Source organism: Salmonella sp. 32082101201600294FB01SM01 (assembly GCF_017572865.1).
Taxonomy (GTDB): domain Bacteria; phylum Pseudomonadota; class Gammaproteobacteria; order Enterobacterales; family Enterobacteriaceae; genus Salmonella; species Salmonella enterica.
In genome coordinates, this window is record NZ_JAGESB010000002.1 from 695765 (window position 1) to 720573 (window position 24809).

Here is a 24809-nt window from a genome sequence, read left to right on the forward strand (position 1 = left end):
CCGGCCAGAGCCCTTGGTTATTATTATCGTCATAACGTATTGCCACCATTATCGTGCAATTTACGTAATCAGGTTTATTTGATGAAACTTACGTTCTGGCATATTTCATCAGCGACGATCTCTTTACGCTGATTAAAAATAATTTTGTTCTGTTCAAACAGATTATTCCCATGGGTATCAATAGAAACAATCAGCGGGCCAAACTCTTTAACCCGGCAGACCCACAGCGTTTCCGGCATCCCCAGATCGCGCCATTGGGCATCTTCAATTTCGTCCACGCACACGGCGGCTACAACCGCACAACCGGCAGGGAATACGCAGTGCAGCGCTTTGTGTTCAGCACAGCCCTCTTCGGTACCTTTACCCATACCGCCTTTACCCACAATTAATTTCACGCCGGTCTGCGCAATAAATTCTTTTTCGAATTTCTCCATACGCATGCTGGTGGTTGGTCCAACGGAGACCATTTCAAACTTATCGTCTTCGCCTTTAATTGAGCGGACAATTGGGCCAGCGTGTAAAATAGCGCCGCCGCGAACATCTACCGGAAGTTCGCGACCACCTTCAATTAAACGGCGATGAGCTACGTCACGGCAGGTAACAATATGACCGTTGAGATAAATAATATCGCCAGCCTTAATATCTGCTAAATCTTCATCTTTAATTGGCGTAGTCAGGATTTTTTTAGTCATCAGAAATTCACTCCGCTGTGAGACGTAATGGTGTAATTCAAATCTTTATCGAAAACGATGTGCCCTTTACGGTGCGACCAGCAGCCGACGTTTACCGCCACGCCGATGGTAGAAGGATGACGCGCGGTGTTTTCAATGTTCACGCCCATAACGGAGGTATTACCGGACATCCCCTGCGGCCCCAGGCCAATTTTGTTAATGCCGTCTTCCAGCATTTTTTCCAGCGAGGCTGCACGCTCATTCTCGTTATGCGAACCGATCGGACGCATCAGCGCTTTTTTCGATAGCAGTGCCGCCGTTTCAACAGAGGTCGCTACGCCCACGCCAACCAGCAGCGGCGGACACGCGTTGAGGCCGTAGCTGGTCATCACATCCAGTACAAAGCGGGTCACACCTTCATAGCCTGCACCCGGCATCAGCACCATCGCTTTCCCCGGCAGAGAACAACCGCCGCCCGCCATATAGGTATAAATGCTGCACTGATCGGAATTGGGAACGATCTCCCAGAAGACCGTCGGCGTACCTTTACCCACGTTTTTACCGGTGTTGTATTCATCAAAAGTTTCTACGCTGTTGTGGCGCAGCGGAGAATCTACAGTTGCTTTGATCACCGCCTCACGCAACAACGCTTCCAGCTCGCCAATCAGCGGAAAGTTCGTCCCGCACTCCACCAGAAACTGAATGACACCGGTGTCCTGGCAGGAAGGACGATCCAGCTCTTTCGCCAGACGCTGGTTCTCAATCATGGTAGTAAAGATGACGTCGGCCAGTTTACTGGTCTCTTTCTTATGCAAATCTTCCAGTTTTGCAGTGACATCATCAGGCAAAACTTTGCCGGTATATCCCACAAACTTGGCCATAACGTCGGTCATATGGGATATCTGTTCACTTTTGCTCATAAATGCTCCTTAGTCAGAACAGCTTCCGTTAATTACGGATGAAAAGGGAAAAGGATTGGCAGCAGGATCAAGCTGACAATGGTTGAAACGATAATCAGGGGGATACCGGCCTTAGCGTAGTCGACAAATTTATAGCCACCCGCGGAGAGCACCATCATGTTGGCAGGCATACCGATAGGGGTTGCGTAGGCGCAGGAACCGCCAATGACCGTCGCCATCAGAACCGCACGTGGGTCGGCCCCCATACCTGCGGCAATGGACAAACTCACCGGCACCAACAGCGCTGTCGTTGCGGTATTGGACATAAAGTTGGTCATCACAACGGATAAGGCGAAAACGGCGATCAGCAACATGAACGGTGAGGAGTTTTGCCCCAGCATGCCGATTACATAGTCCGCAACCAGCTTGCCTGCCCCGGTCATTTCCAGCGCTTTTGCCAGCGCCAGGGTGCCGCCAAAGATAAAAATAGTCTGTGAATCAATGGCTTTATAGGCCTGTTTTTCCGTGAGTACGCCGCTTACGACCAGCACAAGAGCGCCAATACAACCGGTCACGGCCAGGCTGACACCGATCTTCTTCTCAAAGATCATGCCGAGGATCGTTGCGATCAACACCACGAGTGAGAGCCGTTGTTTCCACTGTGGAACATGGCTGTAGTCACGTTGCTCCCCGACGCTCCCCACCTCACCGCCGGTCGCATTATTCGGCAGAAAGCGATAGCCAATAGTCAGGAAGTAGAGAATGCCGCAGATGAGCATCGGGAGACCGATTTTTGCGTATTCAAAAAAGCCAAAGCCGCCGCCAATATTCTGTAGCGCAGACTGCGCGATAAGATTTCCCGGCGCGCCAATTAACGACAGGTTACCGCCCAACGCAGCGGCGAAAACCAGCGGCATCAGTAGACGAGAACGCGAGAAGCCCGATTTTGCCGCCACGCCGATCACCACCGGAATCAAAACCGCAGCGGTACCGGTGTTAGAGAGGACGCCAGACATCAACCCCACCACCACCATAATGGTGAAGATCAGCTGTTTTTCTGTTTTCGCGAAGCGCGTGATGACGCCGCCCACTTTGTTTGCCATACCGGTCTCGAACAACGCACCGCCTACGATGAACATCGCGACAAAGAGGATGACGTTAGTGTCGATAAAGCCAGCAAAGGCCTGTTTGATATTCAGAACGCCGGTGATAACTAAGGCCACGCAGACAATCATGGAAGTGACGGCCAGTGGCACTTTTTCCCATACAAACATGACGATAGCGAACACCAATAAACATAGGGTAAGGGTAATGGGTTCCATATTTATAATTATCCAATCAATGATATATGATATTGTATCCAATGTTGACGAGGAGAAATTATTCCCATACAAAAACTAAGTCAAATCGTTTCTCAGGAAAAATGCAGGAGTGGGATCTACATCAAGATCGTAGTTGGATCGTTACTGGACGTGATTAATAGAATTGAAGAATTGGTTGAAGCGCCTGCGATGCTCACGCAGGCGAAAAGATCAGGCTGAAGGGTCACCAACATAGCGGGTCAGCATATTCTCCATCGAGCGAATAATGTGTTCGCGCATGCGCTGGCGTGCCAATGTTTCATCATGAAGTTCAAGAGCTTGCAGAATACTTTTATGTTCCTGAATGGAAATCACGGCATACTCTTCTTCGGTGACCTTATGGCCCATCGACAGGCCGTTCCACATATTACAGAGCAACATTTTCATTTTTTCGTTGCCAGCAACATTCCATATTTCCATATGAAATGCCTGATTCAGGTCGGAGTATTCCGCCGAGTTATTTTCCGCGAGAGCCTTTTCAGCGGCATAATGCACCTGGGCTATCCGCGAGATATCGGTGCCAGGACGAGAAGCTTTAGCTACCGCCTCACTTTCTAACAGCGCGCGAATTTCATAGTGTTCACGGATCGTTTGTTCATTGATGCCCAACACCACCGCCCCTTTATTAGGGCGCACTTTTATCAGCCCATCCGCCGCCAGAATCTGAAACGCCTCGCGCACTGGCATACTGGACACGCCGACCATTCCGGCAATGCCTTCTAACGTAATCTCCTGCCCTTCCACTAACTCCCTCGAAAGAATCGCTTTACGCAGCACCGCCGCGACCTGTTCTTTCGCTGAAAGAAGCTTAATCTTCCCTAACTTAGGCTTCTGCACTTTCCCAATCCTTCATATGTTGACGCATTATTTCTGCTAAAGAGAGGAAATAACGCTGCATAACTTGCCCAATCTCATCACGCCGCCCCTGGCGTATGACGTCAGCCAGTTCAGCGAAAAGCTGCGCCGACTCCTGATTATCTTTTTTCAGATGCAAAATAACATAAGAGACATAACCGTCCAGGAACTGCTGATACACCTTTTCCAGATAGCGGTTATTCACATAAGAAATCAGCATCGCATGACACTCCAGTTCGCAGGATTTGTCTTCTGCGACAGCCAGCACTTGCGCACGTATCAGGAGGGCATCGCCTACTTCGCTGGGTATCAGCGAAAACATTTCGGCGGCCATCGCGGCAATCACGCGAAAAATATGACTCACGCGATCGGCCTCAAGATGCGCGACCTGCATGTGCCTGTTGGGCAGTCGGATTAAAAAACCTTCCTGTTCGAGTGACTGTAGCGCTTCTCGAACCGGCATTCGTGAAAGACCGAGCTGCTCCGCAATACTTTCCTGCGCGAGTTCTTCTCCCGCTTTTATATTGCCGGAAAGAATTTCATAGCGAAGCATTTGCGTAATGTGATCGCGGGTTTGCGTTCTTTGGATCTTTTTCACGACGTTCTCGTTAATAACCGATAAGACGTGAGGAGTTTAGCAGATTTAGTACTTGATTTCGTGGCTTGTTTACAGTCAAAGAAGCCGGAGCAAAAGCCCCGGCATCGGGCAGGAACAGCTTATTTATTAATAAAATCTTCACCCAACTGAATATCTTTTTTCAGCGTATCCAGCATAGCGTCCAGCGAATGTTGCTCGAAAGCGCTCAGTGTGCCGATGGATTTACGCTCTTCTACACCGTTTTTACCCAGCAGCAGCGGCTGAGAGAAGAAACGGGCATACTGACCGTCGCCTTCCACATAGGCGCATTCCACCACGCCTTTTTCGCCCTGCAGAGCGCGAACCAGAGAAAGACCGAAACGTGCGGCAGCCTGACCCATAGAGAGGGTTGCCGATCCGCCGCCGGCTTTCGCCTCGACGACTTCAGTACCGGCGTTCTGAATACGTTTAGTCAGCTCGGCCGCTTCTTGTTCGGTAAAACTTACGCCTGGAATCTGCGACAGCAGCGGCAGAATCGTCACGCCGGAGTGCCCGCCAATCACCGGGACTTCAACTTCCGTTGGCAGCTTACCTTTCAGCTCTGCAACAAAGGTATTAGAGCGGATGATATCCAGCGTGGTGACGCCAAACAGTTTGTTTTTGTCGTATACGCCTGCTTTTTTCAGCACTTCCGCCGCAATCGCAACGGTGGTGTTCACCGGGTTGGTGATAATGCCCACGCACGCTTTCGGGCAGGTTTTAGCGATCTGCTGCACCAGGTTTTTCACGATGCCGGCGTTAACGTTAAACAGGTCGGAACGGTCCATACCCGGCTTACGCGCCACACCCGCAGAAATCAGTACTACGTCAGCGCCTTCAAGCGCCGGGGTTGCGTCTTCACCGGAGAAACCTTTGATTTTTACAGCGGTGGGGATATGGCTCAAATCAACGGCCACACCGGGAGTCACTGGAGCGATGTCGTACAGGGAGAGTTCTGAACCTGAAGGCAGTTGGTTTTTTAAAAGTAATGCCAGCGCCTGACCGATACCACCAGCAGCGCCGAGGACTGCGACTTTCATCCTAAACTCCTTATTATATGATTAGCTAAGTGTCTATTGCTCCGCGGCGGCGACCTTAATTCACAAATTCAATGATTACAATCCTCACTCATCAAGAATGCGGAGTCGCGCAATTTTGGCTTTTATGCATTTAATTTGCGTAATCCGGATCGGCTGCAACCAGAGAGCAACGTTCCTACAGGTGGTGACAATATACCCTACTATCCTCTCAAAACAACATCATTTTGATAACAATTAATTTACTTTTAATCTTATTTGCGAGGCGTGACACAGGCATGTTTCTTGATAACGAAATTTGATAAGATTCCGCTCTTTCATAACATTATTTCAGCCTTAAACAAGGCAGACTGTTTGCATAAAAATTCATCTGTATGCACAATAATGTTGTTTCTACCGCCATATTACGGGTGACTTATGCGAAGCTCGGCTAAACAAGAAGAACTAGTAAGAGCGTTTAAAGCGCTCCTCAAAGAAGAAAAATTCAGCTCACAGGGCGAAATCGTCCTCGCGTTGCAGGATCAGGGCTTTGAAAATATCAATCAGTCCAAGGTCTCGCGCATGTTGACTAAGTTCGGCGCAGTGCGTACACGTAACGCAAAAATGGAAATGGTGTACTGTCTTCCGGCTGAACTGGGCGTCCCAACAACATCCAGTCCGTTGAAAAATCTGGTGCTGGATATCGACTATAACGACGCTGTCGTGGTGATTCATACCAGCCCCGGCGCGGCACAACTCATTGCGCGCCTGCTGGATTCACTGGGGAAAGCAGAAGGTATTCTCGGCACGATTGCCGGCGACGATACTATCTTCACTACGCCTGCCAGCGGATTTTCCGTAAGAGATCTGTACGAAGCCATTCTGGAACTTTTTGAACAAGAGCTCTAGTCCCACTTCCTCCGTCGTCGTACGGCGGAGGCACCTTTTTGTCCTCTCCCCTCGCCGCTTTCCTGTACGGCTATCATTTGGCAAATCATGCCCTTAAACATTCACCACGTGAATGACAAATCAAAAAAACGCACAAAATGCCAAATTTCTTAACCAATTGATTTTCTTTTATTTTTTAAAAGACAGCGGCGAAAAACAGCAATTTTAATTCCATAACGTTATAAAAAATAAAATTTTTAATGTCTTTAAAAAGCAGAAACAATTAGCGTGGTATTAATTAATCGCGTGATTAGTGTATACTTAATTTTGTGATGAGGGTCACGAAACAAAGACCCCAGTAAAGGAATTCGACGAGGTAAAAATCATGAATATCAAAACCACTGTTGCAACATTAAGTGTTCTGTCCGTTCTCTCTTTTGGCGCTTTCGCCGCAGAACCTATCAGCGCAGAGCAAGCGCAAAATCGTGAAGCAATCGGATCGGTTTCAGTCAGCGCTATCGGCTCATCGCCTATGGATATGAACGCCATGCTGAGCAAAAAAGCGGATGAACAAGGCGCTACGGCCTACCACATTACCGAAGCGCGTAGCGGCAGCAACTGGCACGCCACTGCCGAACTGTACAAATAAAATTCACCTGCCATCGCATATAACGTGTCGTTACTTCGCGGAGATATCGCATAAGAAAAGCCCATTAATCCGCGAGGTTGACCCTATAAAGGAATAAAAGACCATGAAAACGAAATACATTATCGCATCACTCGGCCTGGCCACTCTGCTCTCTTTCGGCGCAAATGCCGCAGTACACCAGGTCAACGCGGAACAGGCGCAGAATCTGCAACCGATGGGCACCATTTCCGTCTCGCAGATTGGCAGTACGCCAATGGATATGCGCCAGGAGATCGTCGCTAAAGCCGAAAAAGCAGGCGCTAATAGCTATCGCATCATCGAATTAAAAGAAGGTGATAACTGGCACGCCACCGCCGAGTTGTATAAGTAAACCCTCGTCGTCTAACCCGACGACTTGCCCCCGCCTGTCGGGGGCTTTTTTATGCTTTTTCAATGCCGGACATTAAACCGTAGCCGCCCCTCCAGCTCTTCTTCCGCTTCATCAAAGAGTAAAATCAGCGCCCCGTAGCGCCTGCGCAGTTTATCAGGCAGGTGAACAAACTCAATCTCTAGCGGTAGGGGTAAGATACCGCTCATTACCGCATCCCATAATGTATCAAGATCGCTTACTTTCTCACTGGCAAGACCAAACGTCTGCGTAAACTCGCGATAAAAATCGCTTTGGTTTTTAATATCATTAAAATCAAAAGTATAGACATTCATAGCCAGCCACCATCCCCGACAGACAATTGTCTGTTTTACTACTAAGCATCATTATGCAGAGGTTTCACTTCCAGAAACGCTTTTAGCCCCGGAGCACTCTTGCGCTGTTTTTGTATCTCAAATAAGTATAGTCATAAAAAAACCGACGCTTTTGGCATCGGTTCTTGTGGGTTAGCTATCGGTAAGCGCGTTCTGGTATTTATGTAACATGCCCGTCAGGCGTTTAACCGGTTCCGTCACCTGCGGCGGCGCCTCCCAGATACGTAATTTCTCCTGATAGATATCCAGCTCATCCAGCAACTGACCAAAGTAGCGTCGCCGTTTATCATCGCTTCCGGCGGAAATAACATGGTCTGCGGTACGACGAAGCTGACGGTGAAACACTGACAGATCTTCATTAACCGGTATCGGCGCGTCGCGCAGGCGTTGATGAGCAATGATCATCGTTAGCGCCAGGCGAAACTTCGGCAAATCGCCAGGGAATTTATTCATCAGCAAAAAGAGTTGCTGATATAACGCAGGCAGACGGTTTTCTTTACGACGTACCACGTTGGTCGTCATTGCCGAGACCGCAGCGGAAACAAACTGATTAAGCAGCACGCGACCGGTTCGATCTTTGGATTTATCACGCACCAGCAGGATGACGATAAACGCCAGCATACAGCCAACAATTTGCCCCAACGCGCTGTCGAGGAACTGGCTGAAATGGAACGTCATCGGATTATCCAACACAATAATGTTAATCGTACTGGCCAGCGCCCCCATCGACCCCAGACGCCGTTTCTGGACCTCAATGCCGATAAAGAACCCCAATACCGCCAGGCTCAAACATAACAACAGCATACTTTGCTGCGTATTGGGAATAATCACCAGGAAATAGAGCAATCCCAGCGGCAACGCCGCCAGAGTGCCATAAATAAAATCAATGCAGACCATGCGCGGATTGGGTAAACGCATCGCCAGCGAGGTCACCACGGCAATCATCACCATCGCGCCATTACCCGATGTCCAGCCGGTCCATAGCCAGAATAATGTCCCCAGAATGCAGGAAAGCGTGGTGCGCCAGAAGTTCACCATCGCATGGTGGCGTTCAGCGGATTCCACTTTAACTACGGGCTCGCCTTGCAGGATCTCTTCTTCCGTCGCGCTGATTTTGGTGTTGCTGATCACGCCGCGTTTAAGCAGCAGATAGCGCGTCGCAGCGCCTACCCAGCTATAAAGCGTGACGGGCGTTTCGCGCTCGCCGGTCCAGACAATGACACGCCGCATCCGTTTTAACTGTCTGTGGACGTCCTGTACCGTTTCAACCGGCGTCTCGAACAGTTCCCGGAATGTATCGGTAATCAGTTCCGGCCGCGTGTTTTGAATAAGATAAGTTTCACAGGATTGCGTAATCAGCGTGAGCGAAAGCGTATTCAACGCTTTCAGGCGGCGGTTAGCGCGTACCCAGCGCGAAGATTCCATATTCAGATTACTTCGCATCCCCTCCAGCGCCGCCGTGCGTCGCACCAGATCGCCCCAGGCGTTGTCGACTTCTTCGCTGTCGCCATGCTTAATACAAAGTTGCATTAGCTGATATTGCGCTACCAGTAAACTGTCCAGTTCGCGATCAACCTCCTGCTTTATCGATCGCGGCGAGAAAAGCAGATCCGCTAAAATAGCGCAGCCAATGCCGATGACGATTTCGCTACAGCGTTCAAGCGCAAATTGCGGCGTGAGCAGCGGCTCCGTCTGAATGGTAATCACAATGATCAGCGCAGTATAACCTGACAGTCCCCACGCATAAGAGTTTTCGATCCGTACTAAAGAGGAGATCCAGGTACAAAAACCGGCCCAGACACAGCACACCAAAATCATCAATAGCGGCGCGCGGATCATAGAGATAATAATGATAAGCGCGGCGATACAGCCAATAAACGTCCCGATAATACGCAACATTCCGCGATAACGGATAGCGCCGGAATAGGGTTCCCCGCCGGCGGCAAATGCCGGGCCTGCCGCCACGATCGCGGCGGTCAGCACCGCCCAACGCGGCGTCTCCAGTTGAAAATGGAAGCCGATAAATAATGCCAGCACAATGGCGCACGCCAGCTTTACCGCAAAACGAATGTGCTGGTTGGCAATGGAGAAAATGCCCATGACGATTAACCGAATTCGCGCAGCCGGTGCGCCAGTTTACGGAAGAAGGAGTCCTGGCTTGCGTCACGATCCTGCTTACCGGTGATCACGACGGTTGCCGTCGTACCGGCAGGCCACAAATTCCCCTGCTGCTCGTCGAGCCGGATGCGCACCGGGACACGCTGGGCCAGACGCACCCATTCGAGGTTAGAGTCTATCGTCGCCATCCCTTTCGCATCGCTGGTACTGCTGGCATTCGTTACCCCTGCCGCCACGCTATCGACGGTACCTTTTAATACCCGGTTACTGCCAAGCGGCGTGATTTCGGCACGATATCCCGGACGCACGCCTTCCAGCTTGGTCTCTTCCATATAGGCCTGCACGTAAAAAGAGTTCTTTTTCACCAGGGCGACGGCTGTGGAACCGCGGGTAATAAATTCACCGGCATAAACATTGAGGTTAGTCACCCAGCCGTCGGCAGGCGCGCGAATGACGGTGCGTTCCAGATCGAGTTTAGCCAGATCGCGCGTCGCCTGGGCTTTAGCCAGTTGATGCAGTACAGTCTGCAAAACATTGTTCGCCTGATCGATCTCTTCCCGGGACATCGCCTGTACGCCGAGGCGATTACGGCGACTGGCTTCCTGGCGTTTTTCCTGCGCCAGGACCTGATAATAGGCTACATCAGCTTCCGCTTCCGCCAGCGCTTTTTGATAGCGTGGCTGATCGATGGTAAACAGAACCTGATCCTTTTTCACCAGTTGGTTATCATGCACGTTTACATGGGTAATCAGGCCCGCGACATCCGGGGCAATAGCGACGACATCGGCGCTAAAACGCGCGTCGCGCGTCCAGGGAGATTCGGTGTAATACACCCAGGCGCGGAAAATGGCGATAAAGGCCAGAATAACCAGTACGAGGGTAATGGCCGTACGGGAGAGTTTTCTTGTTAGTGTTTTCACTTCAACCTCAAACGAACAGGCGCGATATTAAATAAAACAGACAACAATACAGCGCGGTATTGAACAGAGCCGGATGCCAGACAAAATCATAGATGCCCGTCGGTACAAGCATCCGACGCACCAGCCAAAAAATAGCCAGTGACAAAAGCAATTCGAAAAATATCGGTGGGAAGGAAAGACCAAACACCACGATAACGGGAAACAGACTCATGTTGACCTTGATTTCTGAGAGAGAGCAGGCGATAGATTGTTAAGCTACATCGCCGCAGAGAAGGGCAAGAGACGCCAGGCGAGAGCGACATAGCTCTTATTCGAATAATAGTATATTAACGTAATTGTTATGCTGTTATCTATATTATGTGATCTAAATCACTTTTAAGCCAGAGTGAATAATGGAACGATTAAAACGAATGTCGGTATTCGCCAAAGTTGTCGAGTTTGGCTCTTTTACCGCCGCAGCCAGACAGCTGCAAATGAGCGTATCGTCCATCAGCCAGACTGTGGCGAAACTGGAAGATGAGCTTCAGGTTAAATTGCTCAACCGCAGCACACGCAGCATTGGGCTCACCGAGGCTGGAAAAATCTATTATCAGGGCTGTCGTCGTATGCTGCATGAAGTGCAGGATGTTCACGAGCAGCTTTACGCTTTTAATAACACGCCTATCGGTACATTGCGTATCGGCTGTTCTTCAACCATGGCGCAAAATGTGCTGGCCGGGCTTACCGCAAAATTATTAAAAGAGTATCCCGGTCTGGCGGTCAATCTGGTGACAGGAATTCCGGCTCCGGATTTAATTGCCGACGGGCTGGACGTGGTGATCCGCGTGGGCGCGCTGCAAGACTCCAGCCTGTTTTCCCGTCGACTTGGCGCGATGCCGATGGTTGTGTGCGCCGCCAAGCCCTACCTCGCTCAGTACGGCGTCCCGGAAAAACCCGCCGATCTCAGTAGCCATTCCTGGCTGGAATATAGCGTGCGCCCGGATAATGAGTTTGAACTTATCGCGCCGGAAGGAATTTCTACCCGACTGATTCCACAGGGGCGGTTCGTCACTAACGATCCGATGACGCTGGTACGCTGGCTGACCGCCGGAACCGGAATCGCCTATGTGCCGCTGATGTGGGTGATCGATGAGATCAATCGTGGCGATCTGGAGATCCTGCTGCCTCGCTATCAGTCCGATCCCCGTCCGGTGTACGCGCTGTATACCGAAAAAGATAAGCTGCCGCTTAAAGTGCAGGTAGTGATTAACGCGTTAACTGACTATTTTGTCGATGTCGCACACCTGTTTCAGGGGATGCACGGGCGAGGGAAAGAAAAATAAAAACACCGGGTAATTGCTGAAGACGATTGTAGCCAGATGCCACCCGAGGCTGACATTGCCTGATGGCGCTGCGCTTATCAGGCCTGGGCGGCACACACCACAGGCCTGATAAGGCGGACAGTTATGCGGTGCCGCCAACCGTCAGGTTATCGACTTTCAGCGTCGGCTGGCCTACGCCTACCGGCAGACTTTGACCCTCTTTACCGCAGACCCCCACCCCGTTATCCAGCTTAAGGTCGTTGCCGACCATGGAGATCTGTTGCATCGTTTCAATGCCTGATCCAATCAACGTCGCGCCCTTCACCGGCGTCGTGACTTTGCCGTTTTCAATCAGATACGCTTCCGAGGTAGAGAACACAAACTTGCCGGAGGTGATATCCACCTGACCGCCGCCAAAGTTAGGCGCATAGATGCCGTACTCAACGGATTCGATAATTTCCTGCGGCGTTGACTGCCCCGCCAACATATAGGTATTCGTCATACGCGGCATCGGCAGATGCGCATAAGATTCGCGACGCCCGTTACCGGTCGGCGCAGCGCCCATCAGGCGCGCGTTCAGCTTGTCCTGCATGTATCCTTTCAGCACGCCATTTTCAATCAATACGTTGTACTGGCCTGGCGTACCTTCATCATCGATAGCAACGGAGCCGCGACGGTTCATCATTGTGCCGTCGTCCACTACGGTGCAAAGCGCGGAGGCAACCTGCTCGCCGATCTGACCGCTAAACACAGATGTCCCACGACGGTTAAAATCACCTTCCAGCCCGTGACCGACCGCTTCGTGCAGCAATACGCCCGGCCACCCGGCGCCCAGAACCACCGGTAACGTCCCCGCTGGCGCAGCGACCGCGGAGAGATTAACCAGCGCCATGCGTACCGCTTCTTTCGCCCACGCGTCGGCGCGAACCTCGCCGTCGAGATCGGCAAGAAAATACTCATAACCAAAGCGACCGCCGCCGCCGCTGGCGCCGCGCTCGCGTTTACCGTCTTCTTCCACCTGCACGCTAACGGACAACCGCACCAGTGGACGGACATCCGCCGCCAGAGTCCCGTCGGTCGCCGCCACGAGGATTAATTCATATACGCCGGTCAGGCTGGCGTTAACTTCCTGCACGCGTTTATCGGCTTCTCGCGCCGCTTTATCAACGCGTCTGAGGATATCCAGCTTCTCTTCGCGGCTCATACTTTGCAGCGGATCAAGGGTGGTGTAGAGCGGCTGATGCGCTACGGCGGCGAGCGTTTTTACCTTGCCTTCGCCGTTCTCGCGTACAATGGTTCGCGCTGCCTGCGCACTCTGCTCCAGCGCCAGGAGGCTTATCTGGTCAGCATAAGCAAAACCGGTTTTTTCGCCGCTAATGGCGCGAACGCCAACGCCCTGGTCGATATTATATGAACCATCTTTAATGATGCGGTCTTCTAAAACCCAGGATTCGTGATAGCTCGACTGAAAATAGAGGTCGCCATAATCAAGACGGCGTTCGGCCAGTTGGCCCAAAATAGCGAACAGATCCTGATGGTTCAGGCCATTCGCCGCTAGCAATTGTTCACTTACCAGGTTCAGACTCATCGTTTTTGCTACTCGTTGATTTCTGCCGGATGGCGGTTCACGCCTTATCCGGACTACGTTGTTAGATTGTACAAACCGGATAAACGCAGCGCCGTCCGGCATGACTATTTACTGAGAGTGGGGCAATTCCTCGCCCCCGTCAAATCATTGCTGGCTTTCTTTTCTCGGTTGGCGCAGAACTTCGTTGATCTGCGGCGCATCGACCGGACCGGTAATGCGATAACGCAAAATGGAGACCTTGCTCCATAGCGGCCCCAACACTTTACTGGCGGCAAATACCGCCGCGCCGACAATCGGGTTAACGGCAAACGCGGCAGCGACGCCCACGGTGGCGGAAATTTCCGGCGCGACAACGGCCTCCATATCAAGACGACGACGCACCAGATCAACAGAACCTTTCATTGCAATATCCGCTTCCAGCCCATCCACCAGCGTATCGTCAGTATGCAGGACGCCATCTTTAATCCACGCGGTACTATGAATAGAGTCGAAATAGAAGCCCTCGCTAAAGGTATCTCTGAAGTCAAACCGCAGCTTACGCAGCAACGCATCAAAACTGAGCAGCCGCAGTAACTGTCCGGCATGACCGCTACTGAGATCAGTAAACTCGCCTTTACCCAGACGCGTACGTAAAATCCCGTTGAGCGTGGCTTCCTCAGGTTGCCAGGGCGGGTTTCGCCAGTGCAGATCGTAATCTACGTTAAAAGACGCGTTCTGGATTGGCGTCGAGATGCCGAAGAACCCGGCAGCCGTGTCGAGGTTACTACCATGCAGACTACCTTTCAGCGAGGTTCGTTCATTACCCGGCGCATTCACCCACTCGCCGTTCGCTTTCAAACGGGCGAATCCGGTATCGATCAGGCCATTCGCCAGAGTCAGCGTATTGCCTTTGATGGCGAAATCGCCATCAATACGCCCATATTTTTGCCCCCACAGCCAGCACTCTTCGCAGCGAAGCTGTAAGTCCGGCCAGCCGCGGAAGCTAATCGTGTTCGCCGAAGCCAACGGCGATGTCGGCGTTGGTGACGAGGCGTGCGTTTTTGCGACGCCAGGGTTGTAATACAGGTACTTAATGTTCGCCAGCCACGGCGCATGGTTGCGCATGAGCAGCGTGGCGTTCACCTCACGGCCCTGCGCTTCAATTTTTGTTCCGTTCAGCGAGGGGGCTGAAACGACGCTCAAATTGTTCCACTGCTGGCCGCCCAGCGATAGCGCGGGAGTACGCAACGTGATGCGTTGAGGAAACTCGGCCGAACTGCTCACGTTATCCGCCGCGCCTTTCTGGAATAACGCCAGCCACTGCGCGCCATCCAGCGCCGGCAGATTGAGCTCAACGCCTTGTTGAGCAGGTAATGGCGGAATCGTCCGGCTGTCCGTCGTCCAGATAGCCCGATCCAACGTCAGCTTCTGATTTAATAACCAGCGGCTGTTAAAGTGATTTTTACTCCCTGCGCTCCCCGTTAGCGCAAAACTTTTCAGGTTGCCGTCAGCCTGAATGTTCACCGGAATGGCTTCGCCTGCGGGTTTATTTAGCGGAGAAGGTAAGTGACTGCTCACATTTCTCAGATCGCCGTTCAGCTCGATGTGATAAGTGGTGTCAGCGTGATACGGAAGATCGATGCCGACTTTACCATTCCACGTCACGCTGCCGCTCAGGGCGTCATTCAGTTGCGGCGGTAAGACGCCCATACGCGTTGGCTGCCAGTTACCGTTCAGGTTGACGGCGACCTGATAGGCTTTTGCCCCTTCCGTCGTACTGAAATCCAGGTTAAGCGGCTGATTAAACCAGTTTGCCGTCAGCGGCCCGCTTTTTAGCGCGCCATTCACAAAGCTGAATTTACCGTTCAGATTTTTGAGCGTGCTGTTTAGCGGCTTAATAAACAGACTGTTATTACGCAACGAGACATCGCCCTCAGCGGTAACCTGTTCGCCATCCAGCGGAATATCAAGATGTAAGCGAGCATTCACATCGCCATCTAATTGGAGCTCCGCCAGCGTCGAGCCAAGCGAGTCTTTTAGCGGCGTCTCGTCAAAATAAGGCCCAACGGCTTTTCCCGGCCCGTTAATATCGGCATCAATGAGCAGTTTCTCTTTGGAATAATCCGGAATCGCCGCCGCGAGTTTGCTGGCCTTCACCCCGCCCAAATCGACGCTATCCGAACGCATCCACAGGCCGTCGTTCAGGAAATCCAGTTCAATGTTGAGATTTTTTAGCGCCGGCCAGTCGGGTTGAAAGGCAAACGTCGCATTGCGCAGCGGCACCAGCACTTCAAACTGACCTTCGTTATGCTTATAGGGAAAGAGGTGCGGGTTACCACCGTAAACCAACGTGGCGTTATCCGCCTCGCCGCCCTGAATCGCGCCGCTAAGGTAATCGACCAGCGCTTTGCCCATCAGGTTTTCCGGAAAATAGCGCCACGCCTGAGATCCATCGTCGGTACTGATGCCGGCCAGAATGCCCAGCCACGGTTCGTCGCCCGTCGGTTGCAGATAGCGGAACCCGCCGCGCGCATGTACCGCCTTTGCTTTGACGTCAATGTCGCGGCCATCAAGCTGAAAGCCGTTCTCATTCTTCAACCAGCTAAGCGTCGCGACGCCGTTTTCAATTTCCAGCGGCGCGCGAAAAACGGTTTCATAGGGCATTTTAGCCTGCTGCATCGCAACCTTCATCTGCCCGTCTTCTACGCTTCCCGCCAGCGTACCGGAAAAATGTTCCGCGCCGGGCAACAGCTTCCACTGTTTCCAGGCAAGATTTTCCCACGATGCCTGAAAACGCGTTTTTTCGGTCGCCTGTAGCGGAATATCCAGCGCCAGTGTGGCGATCTTTCCGCTCGGCTGCGTAGCCTGCCATATTTCGCCCAGCACAGGCGACAGTTTAGCCGCCAGCGGACGTAATGCTTCCAGCCCCGCCAGTTCAAGGTTACTGGCGCGAATGCGTAGCTCATCGCTACGTGTGTGATTCTCGCCGCCGACATCCTGCTGCGGGAGCCAGGCCACGGTTAAGGCTCCGCTCGGCCAGGGTTTACCATCAAGCGTAATCCGTGTGTCCGGAATATAAAACTGCCAGCCCGGCTGCTCGCGGCTAATCTGCGCCGTCAGGTTATCGACAGACAGCGTGTGCGTCGTGTTATCACCCAGCCAGCTTGCGCCACCCTGTTTCAGCCAGACGTCTCCTCCGGCGATTTCGCCTTTGCTGAGCGTCATCCAGCCTTCCAGACTGAAACGCGCCGTCTGGAGCGCCACATTATCCTGCATCCATTTGCCCAGCCACGGCTTGACGTCAATATCGTCGGCCTGTAACCAGACTCTGCCATTATTCAGCAAACCGTCGTCATCGCGTAAATCCATCCGCACCTGCATCACACCGTGCTGCCCGGTCAGGCTGGAGAGACTGACCTCGCCTTCGGCGCGGTGCCGCTCTTTGCCGTTTAGCCAGGTAAGCTGTGGGATCGCCAGCTCCGCGCGTTGTCCGGAAAGCGTCAGAAAACTGATTTGGCTATCGCGCAGATCGAAATGATCGAACTGACGCAGGAAAAGATCGCTTAAACGGCTGGTTTCGATGCCTTCGCCGTCGCTGCTTTGAAGAGGCGTGTTGGTGCGGAAATTGAGTTGCCAGAAGGTCAGGTCGCGAAACTGCCAGCGCATATGCAACAGGCTTTGCCAGACGTCCAGCGCCAGCGTAACGCGTTTTATCGACAGTTCGCCGCCATCTTTCAGGGCGGCATGAATATTATGCGCTTCCAGCGTAGGGCCAAAATTTTGCCAGCTTGCGGAGAGTTGGCTGGCGGCCACCGGCACGCCGGTCACAGACTCAATTTTATTCAGGATAGCTGGACGCCAGGCGTCAAGATGAGGCAACGCCAGGCGCAACCCGCTAACCAGCAGCGCTGCAATGACGATGAGCGCGGCTCCAGTGAGCAATAAAATCCCCGGCAATCGCCTCACGCGTCTCTCCTTGTCTGCCAAAAAATACGACTCACACCCCTTGAAGGTATATTGCCGGATGGCGGCGCTTGCGCCTTATCCGGCCTACATGCGCTGGTGCTACTACTCAATTACATCATTACGACGTCAAACTGCTCCTGGTTATAAAGCGGTTCGACCTGAACTTTAACCTGTTTGCCGACAAAGATTTCGACTTCCGCCAGCGCGTGTGATTCTTCGCCTTTCAGCGCTTCCGCCACCGCAGGAGAAGCATAAACCAGGAAGCGATCGGAGTCATAAGCGTGATGAACACGTACAATTTCACGCATGATCTCATAGCAGACGGTTTCCACCGTTTTTACCGTCCCGCGGCCATGACAGGTTGGACACTCGTTACAAAGCACATGTTCCACGCTTTCACGAGTCCGTTTACGGGTCATTTCCACCAGCCCCAGCGGCGAAAAACCGTTAATACTGGTTTTCACGCGATCCTTACTTAACGCCTGTTCCAGCGAATGCAGCACCCGGCGGCGATGATCTTCATTATTCATGTCGATAAAATCGATAATGATAATGCCGCCCAGATTACGCAGGCGTAGCTGGCGGGCAATGGCCTGAGTCGCTTCAATATTGGTATTAAAAATGGTGTCGTCGAGATTACGGTGTCCGACAAACGCGCCGGTATTGATATCTACCGTCGTCATCGCTTCGGTTTGGTCGATAATCAGATAACCGCCGGACTTGAGTTCAACCTTACGCTCCAGCGCGCGCTGGATTTCATTTTCCACGTCATAAAGATCGAAGATCGGCTGATGGCCACTGTAATGCTCCAGCTTACTGGTCATTTCCGGGATGTATTCTGCGGTAAACTCCAGCAGCGACTCATAGGTCAGACGTGAGTCGACGCGAATTCGGTCCAACTGCGCATCGGCGAAATCGCGCAGCACGCGCTGCGCCAGCGCCAGTTCGCCATACATCTGGTAGCGCGTTTGCGGACGCTTTTTGCGCTCCATGACTTTCGTCCAGACGCGCTTGAGATAGGCGGCGTCAGACGCGAGATCCTCTTCACACACGCCTTCCGCCGCGGTACGGATAATAAACCCGCCCTGTTCGTCGCAGTATTCCGCCACCACCTTTTTCAGGCGCTCGCGTTCACTTTCGCTTTCGATACGCTGGGAAACGCCAACGTGTGACGCCCCGGGCATAAAAACAAGGTAACGGGAGGGCAACGTGATGTCCGTGGTCAAACGCGCGCCTTTCGTGCCGAGCGGATCTTTCACTACCTGCACCATCAGATCCTGTCCCTGACGCACCAGTTCGGAGATATCGCGCACCGTAAACTGTTTTTGCTCGTCGCCCGCCACGCATTCGGTATGCGGCATAATGTCGGAAGCATGAAGAAATGCGGCTTTATCCAGCCCAATATCTACAAAAGCCGCCTGCATACCTGGAAGTACACGACTTACACGACCTTTGTAGATATTGCCTACGATTCCGCGTCGCGCTTCGCGCTCAATATGGATTTCCTGAAGAATACCGCCATCAATGTACGCCACGCGCGTTTCCGATGGCGTTACGTTTACCAACAATTCAGCCGTCATGTTTATCCCTTTTATCACGCAGTGCGTTAAAATGACTCAACAACTCATACGTTTCAACCAGCGGTAAGCCGACCACGGCGTGATAGCTGCCATTTATCTTCCTGACAAAACAGCCACCCCGCCCCTGAATACCGTATGCACCTGCTTTATCTAAAGGCTCGCCGCTGGCGACATAGCCAGTAATATCCTGCGCAGAAAGCGTGCGGAAAGTCACCTCCGTTACCACCAGACAATCCAGCGTCTGCTGCGAGTCCGCAAGCGCAACAGCAGTCATCACCTGATGCGTATTTCCGGAAAGCAAACGCAGCATTTCTGCGGCATGAGCGGCGTCGCGCGGCTTTTCCAGCACCTCGCCATTTAACACGACTATCGTATCCGCGCCCAACACCGGCAGATCACGGGGAACCAGCGCCACGCCAGCCTGCGCCTTTTCGCGCGCCAGCCGAACAACATACTGCTGCGCGCTTTCCTGAGCACGCCGTTGCTCTTCAATACCAGGCACGACCTGCTCGAATGAAAATCCAAGTTGAGTCAATAATTCCTGGCGACGCGGGGAACCGGAAGCAAGATACAGAGTTGTCATATCGACCTTTATTGCACAGCAAACTGCTGGCGTACTTTACGCATCAGCAAAAAGAGCCAGGGCCACAGCACGCCATTGACTACACTACTCCAGAACACTTCCGGTCTGAAAGAGACGTTGATCACTAAAAACTCGGCCCAGAAAACAATAATGTCCACGGCCAGTGAAAGCAACATTACCACCAGCGCCTGCTGCCAGAGCGCCAGGTTACGGAAGAGCTGGAATTTCAGAGCGACCAGGTAGGCGACAATACTCATCGACAGAGCGCGCACGCCAAGTGTGGAACCGCTGATGAGATCAAGTATGGCACCCATCACAAATCCCGTCCCCACATTTACGCGGTGCGGCAGGGCCAGAATCCAGTACAGTAAGATGAGCAAAACCCAGTTTGGCCGGAAAACAATGATGTCGTCCGGCCAGGGCATGATTTGCAGCAACAGCGCAATAAGAAACGAGAGCCAGATAACCCAGCGCCCCTGGCTACGATAGCTCGCCACCATTACCCTCCCGGCGCACGCGCAGGCGGCGTGGTCGCGCCCGAAGGCGATGGTTGCGTTGATACCGGCGCAGTCTGGCCCGCAGATGGCTGAGTAATCCCCGTCGCCGGATCCGGCACTGGTGCCGGCGGCCCCATCGCATCCGGAGAAGGCAACACCTGCGGCATCATCTGCATCAGGCGCTCATTGGCGACGCGGTGAACCTCTTCCGGCGTCATCGGATTGGCGCCGTTACGATCGGCTCCCCACAACAGCAGCAGATAGCGTAAACGCTGCAAACCCGCGGTTGGACGTGCCTGAATGACGGTATAGGCGCGCTGAGTGTCCAGCTTGACGGAGGAGACCACCGCCACCGGATACCCTTCCGGGAAACGCCCACCAAGTCCGGACGTTACCAGCACATCGCCGACGCGAATATCGGTATTGGCGGGCAGATGTTCAAGCTGAAGATCGTCAGTACAGCCGTTACCGGCGGCAATCACGCGGATGTCATTGCGCAGTACCTGAATCGGCAGCGCATGAGTCGCATCGCAAATCAGCAACACGCGGCTGGTCAGTTTCGCCACGGCGACAACCTGCCCTACGACACCTTTGTCGCTAATGACCGGTTGACCTTCATATACGCCATTAACGCTGCCTTTATCGATAACGACCTGATCGCTGTAAGGATCGTTAACCGTTGAAATAACCTGCGTCACCATTTTCTGCTCGTCCTGACGCAGCGGCGACCCCAGCAGCTCGCGCAACCGCGCGTTCTCCTGTTTGTACTGCCCCAGCATCAGCAGATCGCTGTTTTTTAGCAGTAATTCCTGGCGCAGCGCCCGGTTTTCCAGCTCAAGCTGGTCGCGAGAAGCCAGCGTTTGTGACACGCTGTCGAGCAGTTCACGAGGGCCGTTTGAAATAAAATAGAAAGGACTGACAGCAGTGTCCATGTACGTTCGGATTTGACTGAACGTCCCCAGGCGGCTGTCGGCAATGATAACGCCGAGCGCCACCAGCACCGCCAGAATAAGGCGAATCTGTAGCGACGGGCCACGGCTAAAAATTGGCTTCATAGGCTATGCGTATTCTCGCGTCGGAGAGGCAGGACAATCCAGGGATAATCCTGCCCGTATCCAACTACTCTTCGCTGAACAGGTCGCCGCCGTGCATATCGATCATTTCCAGCGCCTTGCCGCCGCCGCGCGCCACACAGGTCAGCGGATCTTCAGCAACCACGACAGGAATGCCCGTCTCTTCCATTAACAGACGGTCAAGGTTACGCAGCAGCGCGCCGCCGCCGGTGAGCACCATACCGCGCTCGGAGATGTCTGACGCCAGCTCCGGCGGACACTGTTCCAGCGCTACCATTACCGCGCTGACGATACCGGTCAACGGTTCCTGCAACGCTTCCAGAATCTCGTTTGAGTTCAGGGTAAAGCCGCGTGGAACGCCTTCCGCCAGGTTACGGCCACGCACTTCGATCTCACGGACTTCGTCGCCCGGATAAGCGGAACCGATTTCGTGTTTAATACGTTCTGCGGTAGCTTCACCGATCAGAGAACCGTAGTTACGACGAACGTAATTAATGATGGCTTCGTCGAAGCGGTCACCACCAATACGGACAGAAGAAGAGTAAACCACGCCGTTCAGGGAGATAACGGCAACTTCAGTGGTACCACCACCGATATCCACAACCATTGAACCGGTTGCTTCAGAAACTGGCAGACCTGCGCCGATCGCGGCCGCCATCGGCTCTTCGATCAAAAAGACTTCACGGGCGCCTGCGCCCTGAGCGGATTCACGAATCGCGCGGCGTTCTACCTGCGTCGCGCCGACCGGCACGCATACCAGTACGCGCGGGCTTGGGCGCATAAAGCTGTTGCTGTGCACTTGTTTGATAAAGTGCTGGAGCATTTTTTCGGTCACAAAGAAGTCAGCGATAACGCCGTCTTTCATCGGACGGATCGCAGCGATATTGCCCGGCGTACGGCCCAGCATCTGCTTCGCATCATGACCGACTGCAGCCACGCTTTTCGGCGAACCGGCACGATCCTGACGAATGGCCACAACGGAAGGCTCATTCAATACGATGCCTTGTCCTTTTACATAAATGAGGGTATTCGCGGTACCCAGGTCAATAGACAGGTCATTGGAAAACATGCCACGAAATTTTTTCAACATACTAAGGGATAATCCTGAAAGCTGGGGCGGAAAACAAAATCCGCTTACTTTACCAACCACACGCAGCAGCGACAAGGCGCAAAAATCATCTGCTACGGTGAAAATTAGTGCAGTTCGTTTCCTTTGTTACAAATCTCGGCCTGAGTCCCTCAGGGCTGAAAAAATCAGCAGCAATCCTCGCCTTCGTTTGCAACCTGTCAAAGGTCATTCACCTGCATATTTGCTGCAACAATCTGGCGAGCAGACAAGCACACCCCCATGAGGCGCAGCGCGCGTTATTCTACGTGAAAACAAATTAAACGGCAGGTTAAACCGAGTATCTTTGCGAATATTTTTTCACGTTTGTGTCAAGTAGTTGGGAGGAGGCAAAAAAATCACCCTGCCCGCCAGCCACGCCGCGTTTTGTCAACGTTTGCCACTCGCCGCGCGAACGGACGCCCGTCGCGTAAACCTGCGTAGGCGTACCCGCGCAGGCCTCTACCAGACTTTGAACCAGAAGCTGGTTTTCCGTTCGCTTCTCAATGTTTCTGACCAGACTCGGATGCAGCTTGAGTAATTCCACATTGAGCGCTTTAATCCAGCTCGTGCTAACCAGCGTCAAACCCGCCTGTGTCACCGCCACCCGAACGCCAAGCGCATTGACTAAGCGAAGGATGGGTTGTAACCGGCTGATGTGTTGACAAACATCTGCCTCCGCAAGTTCAATAATTATGCGATTTCGCTGTGATTTTTCACACTGCATTAACGTATCGCGCAACCAGCGCTGAAAACGCGGACGAATCAGCGACTCAACCGTCAACTGCATTGCCAGATTTTCATCCGGCCAGTAGCCCAGCAACGTAATCAGGCGGCTAATTTGTAATCTGTCATACTCTTCCGATAAACCAAATTGCAACACCATCGGCATATACTCCGCCGAGCTCACCTCTTCTTTACCGTCATAGATGCGACACATCAATTCCCGATGATGCACACGACCTTCTCGCGTGACCGCTGGTTTTTGATAAAGTCGCGGTCCGCCCCGGTTCAGCATCTGCTCAATCAATGTGCGCCAGCGTACATTGCCGCGCCCTTTTTCCGGCAGAGTGTCGTCGTAGATAGCCCAGCTATTTCCCCCCTGCAGGGCGGCATTCCGCGCCGCGGCTTCAGCATGTTCCATCACCTGCTCGGTGGACTGTCCGCTGCGCCAGGCGCAAATGCCGATATGTACCATATCGTCACGATCGAGCATTTTGTTAGCCGGTAGCGCATCGACAGCTTTTAAAAGTTGTCCGGCAATACTTTCCGCTTCTTTCAGCGTTCGATGCGGTAGCAGCACGGCAAAGTCGCTGCGGTGATAACGCGCCAGCAGCGAGCCTGGGTAACGCATAATAAATGTCGATAGCAGATTGATAAGCATAAACATCTGCTCTTCCGCCTGATTGCCTCCCAGGCTGTCGCGCAGAAGATTGAAATCTGGCAAGCGGATCATCATCACCACGCCATGCACTCCCACTTTTTCCTGATCTTCCAGCAGCGTCGCCAGTTGGTTATCAAAGAACAGACGGTTACCGAGTCCGGTTTTGGTGTCCTGCGCGGCGTAGGAGCGAATGAGGGTGTCCAGGCGACTACGCTGTTCGTGAGCAAACTGAATTTCGGAAAGCAATACATCAAGCGCGCTACTGGTGCGCGCTGGCCATTCGTAAACAGAACCGCGGACATTCGCCCCGCGTTCGCCGTTCAGAATACGCGTTGAGCGAATTTCCAGAAGCTCTTGCCCGGAAAGCTGCCGCTGCAGCCAGCGCACCGATAAAAACAAAATCAGAACGATAAAACCGATCGCCAGCGTCAGCGGCGCCGTGGTGATCAGTGAGTGAAAATAGTTACCCATCGGGTCCTGATAAACCAGACGTAGCGACATTCCTGGATGTTTTATCAGCGGTACGACCAGCTCGCGATACATGTCGCTGGTGCCGGCTGGCCGATAACCTCTGGCGCGAGAATGGCTGTAGACGCTGCGCTCCCCCTGCAACAGATCGACACGCACAATATCGGAAGCGATCATGAGTTCGTCGATTTGCGGCGTCAGCGAGACAATATCATGGGTCACCAGGTGCGTATCAATGGCTGTCGCCGTCGCCTGCACACGGCTGACATACTTATACTGTACGGCGTTATAAAAGCTTAGCGAGCAACCTATCAGAGTCACGAAGATCGTTAACCCCGTGAGCAGCGTGATAAAAGCTGAGAATTTCGTCGTTAATCGCATCCTTGAGTTAACTCCGACGGTTATAAACAGTATGAAAAAGCGAATCTGAAGGCGGAATTCGCCACGGCGCGCAATGAAGCAGGCATACTACCAAAATGGATCTATCTGGCAATTTATTGCGTTGCATCGGCATCACGTTTTAATTAGCGAGTATAGTCTTCGTAGCTATT

General features: G+C 52.7%; 22 protein-coding genes. 4 read left to right on the top strand and 18 right to left on the bottom strand.

All coding sequences use genetic code 11. The features are described 5' to 3' along the window. Nucleotides 1–74: 74 nt before the first annotated feature. From ttdB to mdh, 6 genes are all read right to left on the bottom strand, one after another. Nucleotides 75–692: a L(+)-tartrate dehydratase subunit beta gene (gene ttdB / locus J4645_RS13125; RefSeq protein WP_023214446.1), complete on the bottom strand. Its 618-nt coding sequence runs from the start codon at nt 690–692 to the stop codon at nt 75–77. After that, the gene (gene ttdA / locus J4645_RS13130; RefSeq protein WP_000045349.1) at nt 692–1591 is read right to left on the bottom strand and encodes a L(+)-tartrate dehydratase subunit alpha; all 900 of its coding nucleotides are present in this window, start codon (nt 1589–1591) and stop codon (nt 692–694) included. The genes ttdB and ttdA overlap by 1 nt, the downstream gene beginning before the upstream one ends. A gap of 32 nt (nt 1592–1623) precedes the next feature. Next, the gene (locus J4645_RS13135; protein ID WP_000433390.1) at nt 1624–2892 is read right to left on the bottom strand and encodes an SLC13 family permease; all 1269 of its coding nucleotides are present in this window, start codon (nt 2890–2892) and stop codon (nt 1624–1626) included. A gap of 210 nt (nt 2893–3102) precedes the next feature. After that, a complete protein-coding gene (locus J4645_RS13140) occupies nt 3103–3768 on the bottom strand; it encodes a GntR family transcriptional regulator (protein ID WP_001171581.1) in 666 nt (221 codons plus the stop codon). Beyond that, nucleotides 3755–4384: a GntR family transcriptional regulator gene (locus J4645_RS13145; RefSeq protein ID WP_023137159.1), complete on the bottom strand. Its 630-nt coding sequence runs from the start codon at nt 4382–4384 to the stop codon at nt 3755–3757. Before J4645_RS13145 ends, J4645_RS13140 begins: the two co-directional genes overlap by 14 nt. 119 nt (nt 4385–4503) lie before the next feature. Further along, entirely contained in the window at nt 4504–5442 is a 939-nt protein-coding gene (mdh, locus tag J4645_RS13150; RefSeq protein ID WP_000861586.1) for a malate dehydrogenase, read from the bottom strand. Between the two features lie 414 nt (nt 5443–5856). Here mdh and argR point away from each other — a divergent pair, with 414 nt between their 5' ends. The 3 genes from argR (at nt 5857) to yhcN-B (ending at nt 7325) form a co-directional block, all read left to right on the top strand. Continuing rightward, nucleotides 5857–6327 (top strand): transcriptional regulator ArgR, encoded by a 471-nt coding sequence (argR, locus tag J4645_RS13155; protein WP_001257852.1) that lies wholly within the window; start codon nt 5857–5859, stop codon nt 6325–6327. Between the two features lie 364 nt (nt 6328–6691). After that, nucleotides 6692–6955, top strand: a complete 264-nt coding sequence (gene yhcN, locus J4645_RS13160; protein ID WP_001022820.1) for a peroxide/acid stress response protein YhcN — start codon at nt 6692–6694, stop codon at nt 6953–6955. 103 nt (nt 6956–7058) lie between these two features. Then, nucleotides 7059–7325, top strand: coding sequence for a DUF1471 family stress response protein YhcN-B (gene yhcN-B / locus J4645_RS13165; protein WP_000853277.1), 267 nt, complete (start codon nt 7059–7061; stop codon nt 7323–7325). A 59-nt stretch (nt 7326–7384) separates the two neighbouring features. Here yhcN-B and J4645_RS13170 read toward each other — a convergent pair whose 3' ends face one another. From J4645_RS13170 to aaeX, 4 genes are all read right to left on the bottom strand, one after another. After that, a complete protein-coding gene (locus J4645_RS13170; protein ID WP_023214447.1) occupies nt 7385–7657 on the bottom strand; it encodes a barnase inhibitor in 273 nt (90 codons plus the stop codon). Nucleotides 7658–7828: 171 nt separating this feature from the next. Beyond that, nucleotides 7829–9796, bottom strand: a complete 1968-nt coding sequence (gene aaeB / locus J4645_RS13175; protein WP_000510913.1) for a p-hydroxybenzoic acid efflux pump subunit AaeB — start codon at nt 9794–9796, stop codon at nt 7829–7831. Nucleotides 9797–9801: 5 nt separating this feature from the next. Beyond that, on the bottom strand, nt 9802–10734 hold the full coding sequence (gene aaeA / locus J4645_RS13180; RefSeq protein ID WP_000855138.1) for a p-hydroxybenzoic acid efflux pump subunit AaeA: 933 nt from the start codon (nt 10732–10734) through the stop codon (nt 9802–9804). Between the two features lie 7 nt (nt 10735–10741). Next, on the bottom strand, nt 10742–10945 hold the full coding sequence (aaeX, locus tag J4645_RS13185; RefSeq protein ID WP_000051840.1) for a p-hydroxybenzoic acid efflux pump operon protein AaeX: 204 nt from the start codon (nt 10943–10945) through the stop codon (nt 10742–10744). A 181-nt stretch (nt 10946–11126) separates the two neighbouring features. Between aaeX and aaeR the strand changes: the two genes are divergently transcribed. Beyond that, entirely contained in the window at nt 11127–12056 is a 930-nt protein-coding gene (gene aaeR / locus J4645_RS13190; protein WP_000440300.1) for an HTH-type transcriptional activator AaeR, read from the top strand. 121 nt (nt 12057–12177) lie between these two features. Here the strand turns inward: aaeR and tldD are convergent, their stop codons facing one another. The 8 genes from tldD to csrD all read right to left on the bottom strand — a co-directional run bounded on the left by tldD (nt 12178) and on the right by csrD (nt 24639). Further along, on the bottom strand, nt 12178–13623 hold the full coding sequence (gene tldD, locus J4645_RS13195) for a metalloprotease TldD (RefSeq protein WP_000055936.1): 1446 nt from the start codon (nt 13621–13623) through the stop codon (nt 12178–12180). A gap of 144 nt (nt 13624–13767) precedes the next feature. After that, entirely contained in the window at nt 13768–17568 is a 3801-nt protein-coding gene (gene yhdP / locus J4645_RS13200; protein WP_001253495.1) for an AsmA2 domain-containing protein YhdP, read from the bottom strand. 110 nt (nt 17569–17678) lie between these two features. After that, nucleotides 17679–19148, bottom strand: a complete 1470-nt coding sequence (gene rng, locus J4645_RS13205; protein ID WP_000123188.1) for a ribonuclease G — start codon at nt 19146–19148, stop codon at nt 17679–17681. Beyond that, on the bottom strand, nt 19138–19731 hold the full coding sequence (locus J4645_RS13210) for a nucleoside triphosphate pyrophosphatase (RefSeq protein ID WP_000210306.1): 594 nt from the start codon (nt 19729–19731) through the stop codon (nt 19138–19140). Before J4645_RS13210 ends, rng begins: the two co-directional genes overlap by 11 nt. A gap of 8 nt (nt 19732–19739) precedes the next feature. Further along, on the bottom strand, nt 19740–20228 hold the full coding sequence (mreD, locus tag J4645_RS13215; protein WP_000179403.1) for a rod shape-determining protein MreD: 489 nt from the start codon (nt 20226–20228) through the stop codon (nt 19740–19742). Nucleotides 20229–20230: 2 nt separating this feature from the next. After that, nucleotides 20231–21283, bottom strand: coding sequence for a rod shape-determining protein MreC (mreC, locus tag J4645_RS13220; RefSeq protein WP_000802538.1), 1053 nt, complete (start codon nt 21281–21283; stop codon nt 20231–20233). 64 nt (nt 21284–21347) lie between these two features. Beyond that, the gene (mreB, locus tag J4645_RS13225; RefSeq protein WP_000913396.1) at nt 21348–22391 is read right to left on the bottom strand and encodes a rod shape-determining protein MreB; all 1044 of its coding nucleotides are present in this window, start codon (nt 22389–22391) and stop codon (nt 21348–21350) included. Nucleotides 22392–22698: 307 nt separating this feature from the next. After that, entirely contained in the window at nt 22699–24639 is a 1941-nt protein-coding gene (gene csrD / locus J4645_RS13230) for an RNase E specificity factor CsrD (protein WP_001241381.1), read from the bottom strand. Between the last annotated feature and the right edge of the window lie 170 nt (nt 24640–24809).

Excerpts from the sequence above, each read along its gene's own strand:
- ttdB (WP_023214446.1), bottom strand. The coding sequence starts at position 692 with ATGACTAAAAAAATCCTGACTACGCCAATTAAAGATGAAGATTTAGCA.
- ttdA (WP_000045349.1), bottom strand. The coding sequence starts at position 1,591 with ATGAGCAAAAGTGAACAGATATCCCATATGACCGACGTTATGGCCAAG.
- J4645_RS13135 (WP_000433390.1), bottom strand. The coding sequence starts at position 2,892 with ATGGAACCCATTACCCTTACCCTATGTTTATTGGTGTTCGCTATCGTC.
- mdh (WP_000861586.1), bottom strand. The coding sequence starts at position 5,442 with ATGAAAGTCGCAGTCCTCGGCGCTGCTGGTGGTATCGGTCAGGCGCTG.
- argR (WP_001257852.1), top strand. The coding sequence starts at position 5,857 with ATGCGAAGCTCGGCTAAACAAGAAGAACTAGTAAGAGCGTTTAAAGCG.
- yhcN (WP_001022820.1), top strand. The coding sequence starts at position 6,692 with ATGAATATCAAAACCACTGTTGCAACATTAAGTGTTCTGTCCGTTCTC.
- yhcN-B (WP_000853277.1), top strand. The coding sequence starts at position 7,059 with ATGAAAACGAAATACATTATCGCATCACTCGGCCTGGCCACTCTGCTC.
- J4645_RS13170 (WP_023214447.1), bottom strand. The coding sequence starts at position 7,657 with ATGAATGTCTATACTTTTGATTTTAATGATATTAAAAACCAAAGCGAT.
- aaeB (WP_000510913.1), bottom strand. The coding sequence starts at position 9,796 with ATGGGCATTTTCTCCATTGCCAACCAGCACATTCGTTTTGCGGTAAAG.
- aaeX (WP_000051840.1), bottom strand. The coding sequence starts at position 10,945 with ATGAGTCTGTTTCCCGTTATCGTGGTGTTTGGTCTTTCCTTCCCACCG.
- aaeR (WP_000440300.1), top strand. The coding sequence starts at position 11,127 with ATGGAACGATTAAAACGAATGTCGGTATTCGCCAAAGTTGTCGAGTTT.
- tldD (WP_000055936.1), bottom strand. The coding sequence starts at position 13,623 with ATGAGTCTGAACCTGGTAAGTGAACAATTGCTAGCGGCGAATGGCCTG.
- rng (WP_000123188.1), bottom strand. The coding sequence starts at position 19,148 with ATGACGGCTGAATTGTTGGTAAACGTAACGCCATCGGAAACGCGCGTG.
- J4645_RS13210 (WP_000210306.1), bottom strand. The coding sequence starts at position 19,731 with ATGACAACTCTGTATCTTGCTTCCGGTTCCCCGCGTCGCCAGGAATTA.
- mreC (WP_000802538.1), bottom strand. The coding sequence starts at position 21,283 with ATGAAGCCAATTTTTAGCCGTGGCCCGTCGCTACAGATTCGCCTTATT.
- mreB (WP_000913396.1), bottom strand. The coding sequence starts at position 22,391 with ATGTTGAAAAAATTTCGTGGCATGTTTTCCAATGACCTGTCTATTGAC.
- csrD (WP_001241381.1), bottom strand. The coding sequence starts at position 24,639 with ATGCGATTAACGACGAAATTCTCAGCTTTTATCACGCTGCTCACGGGG.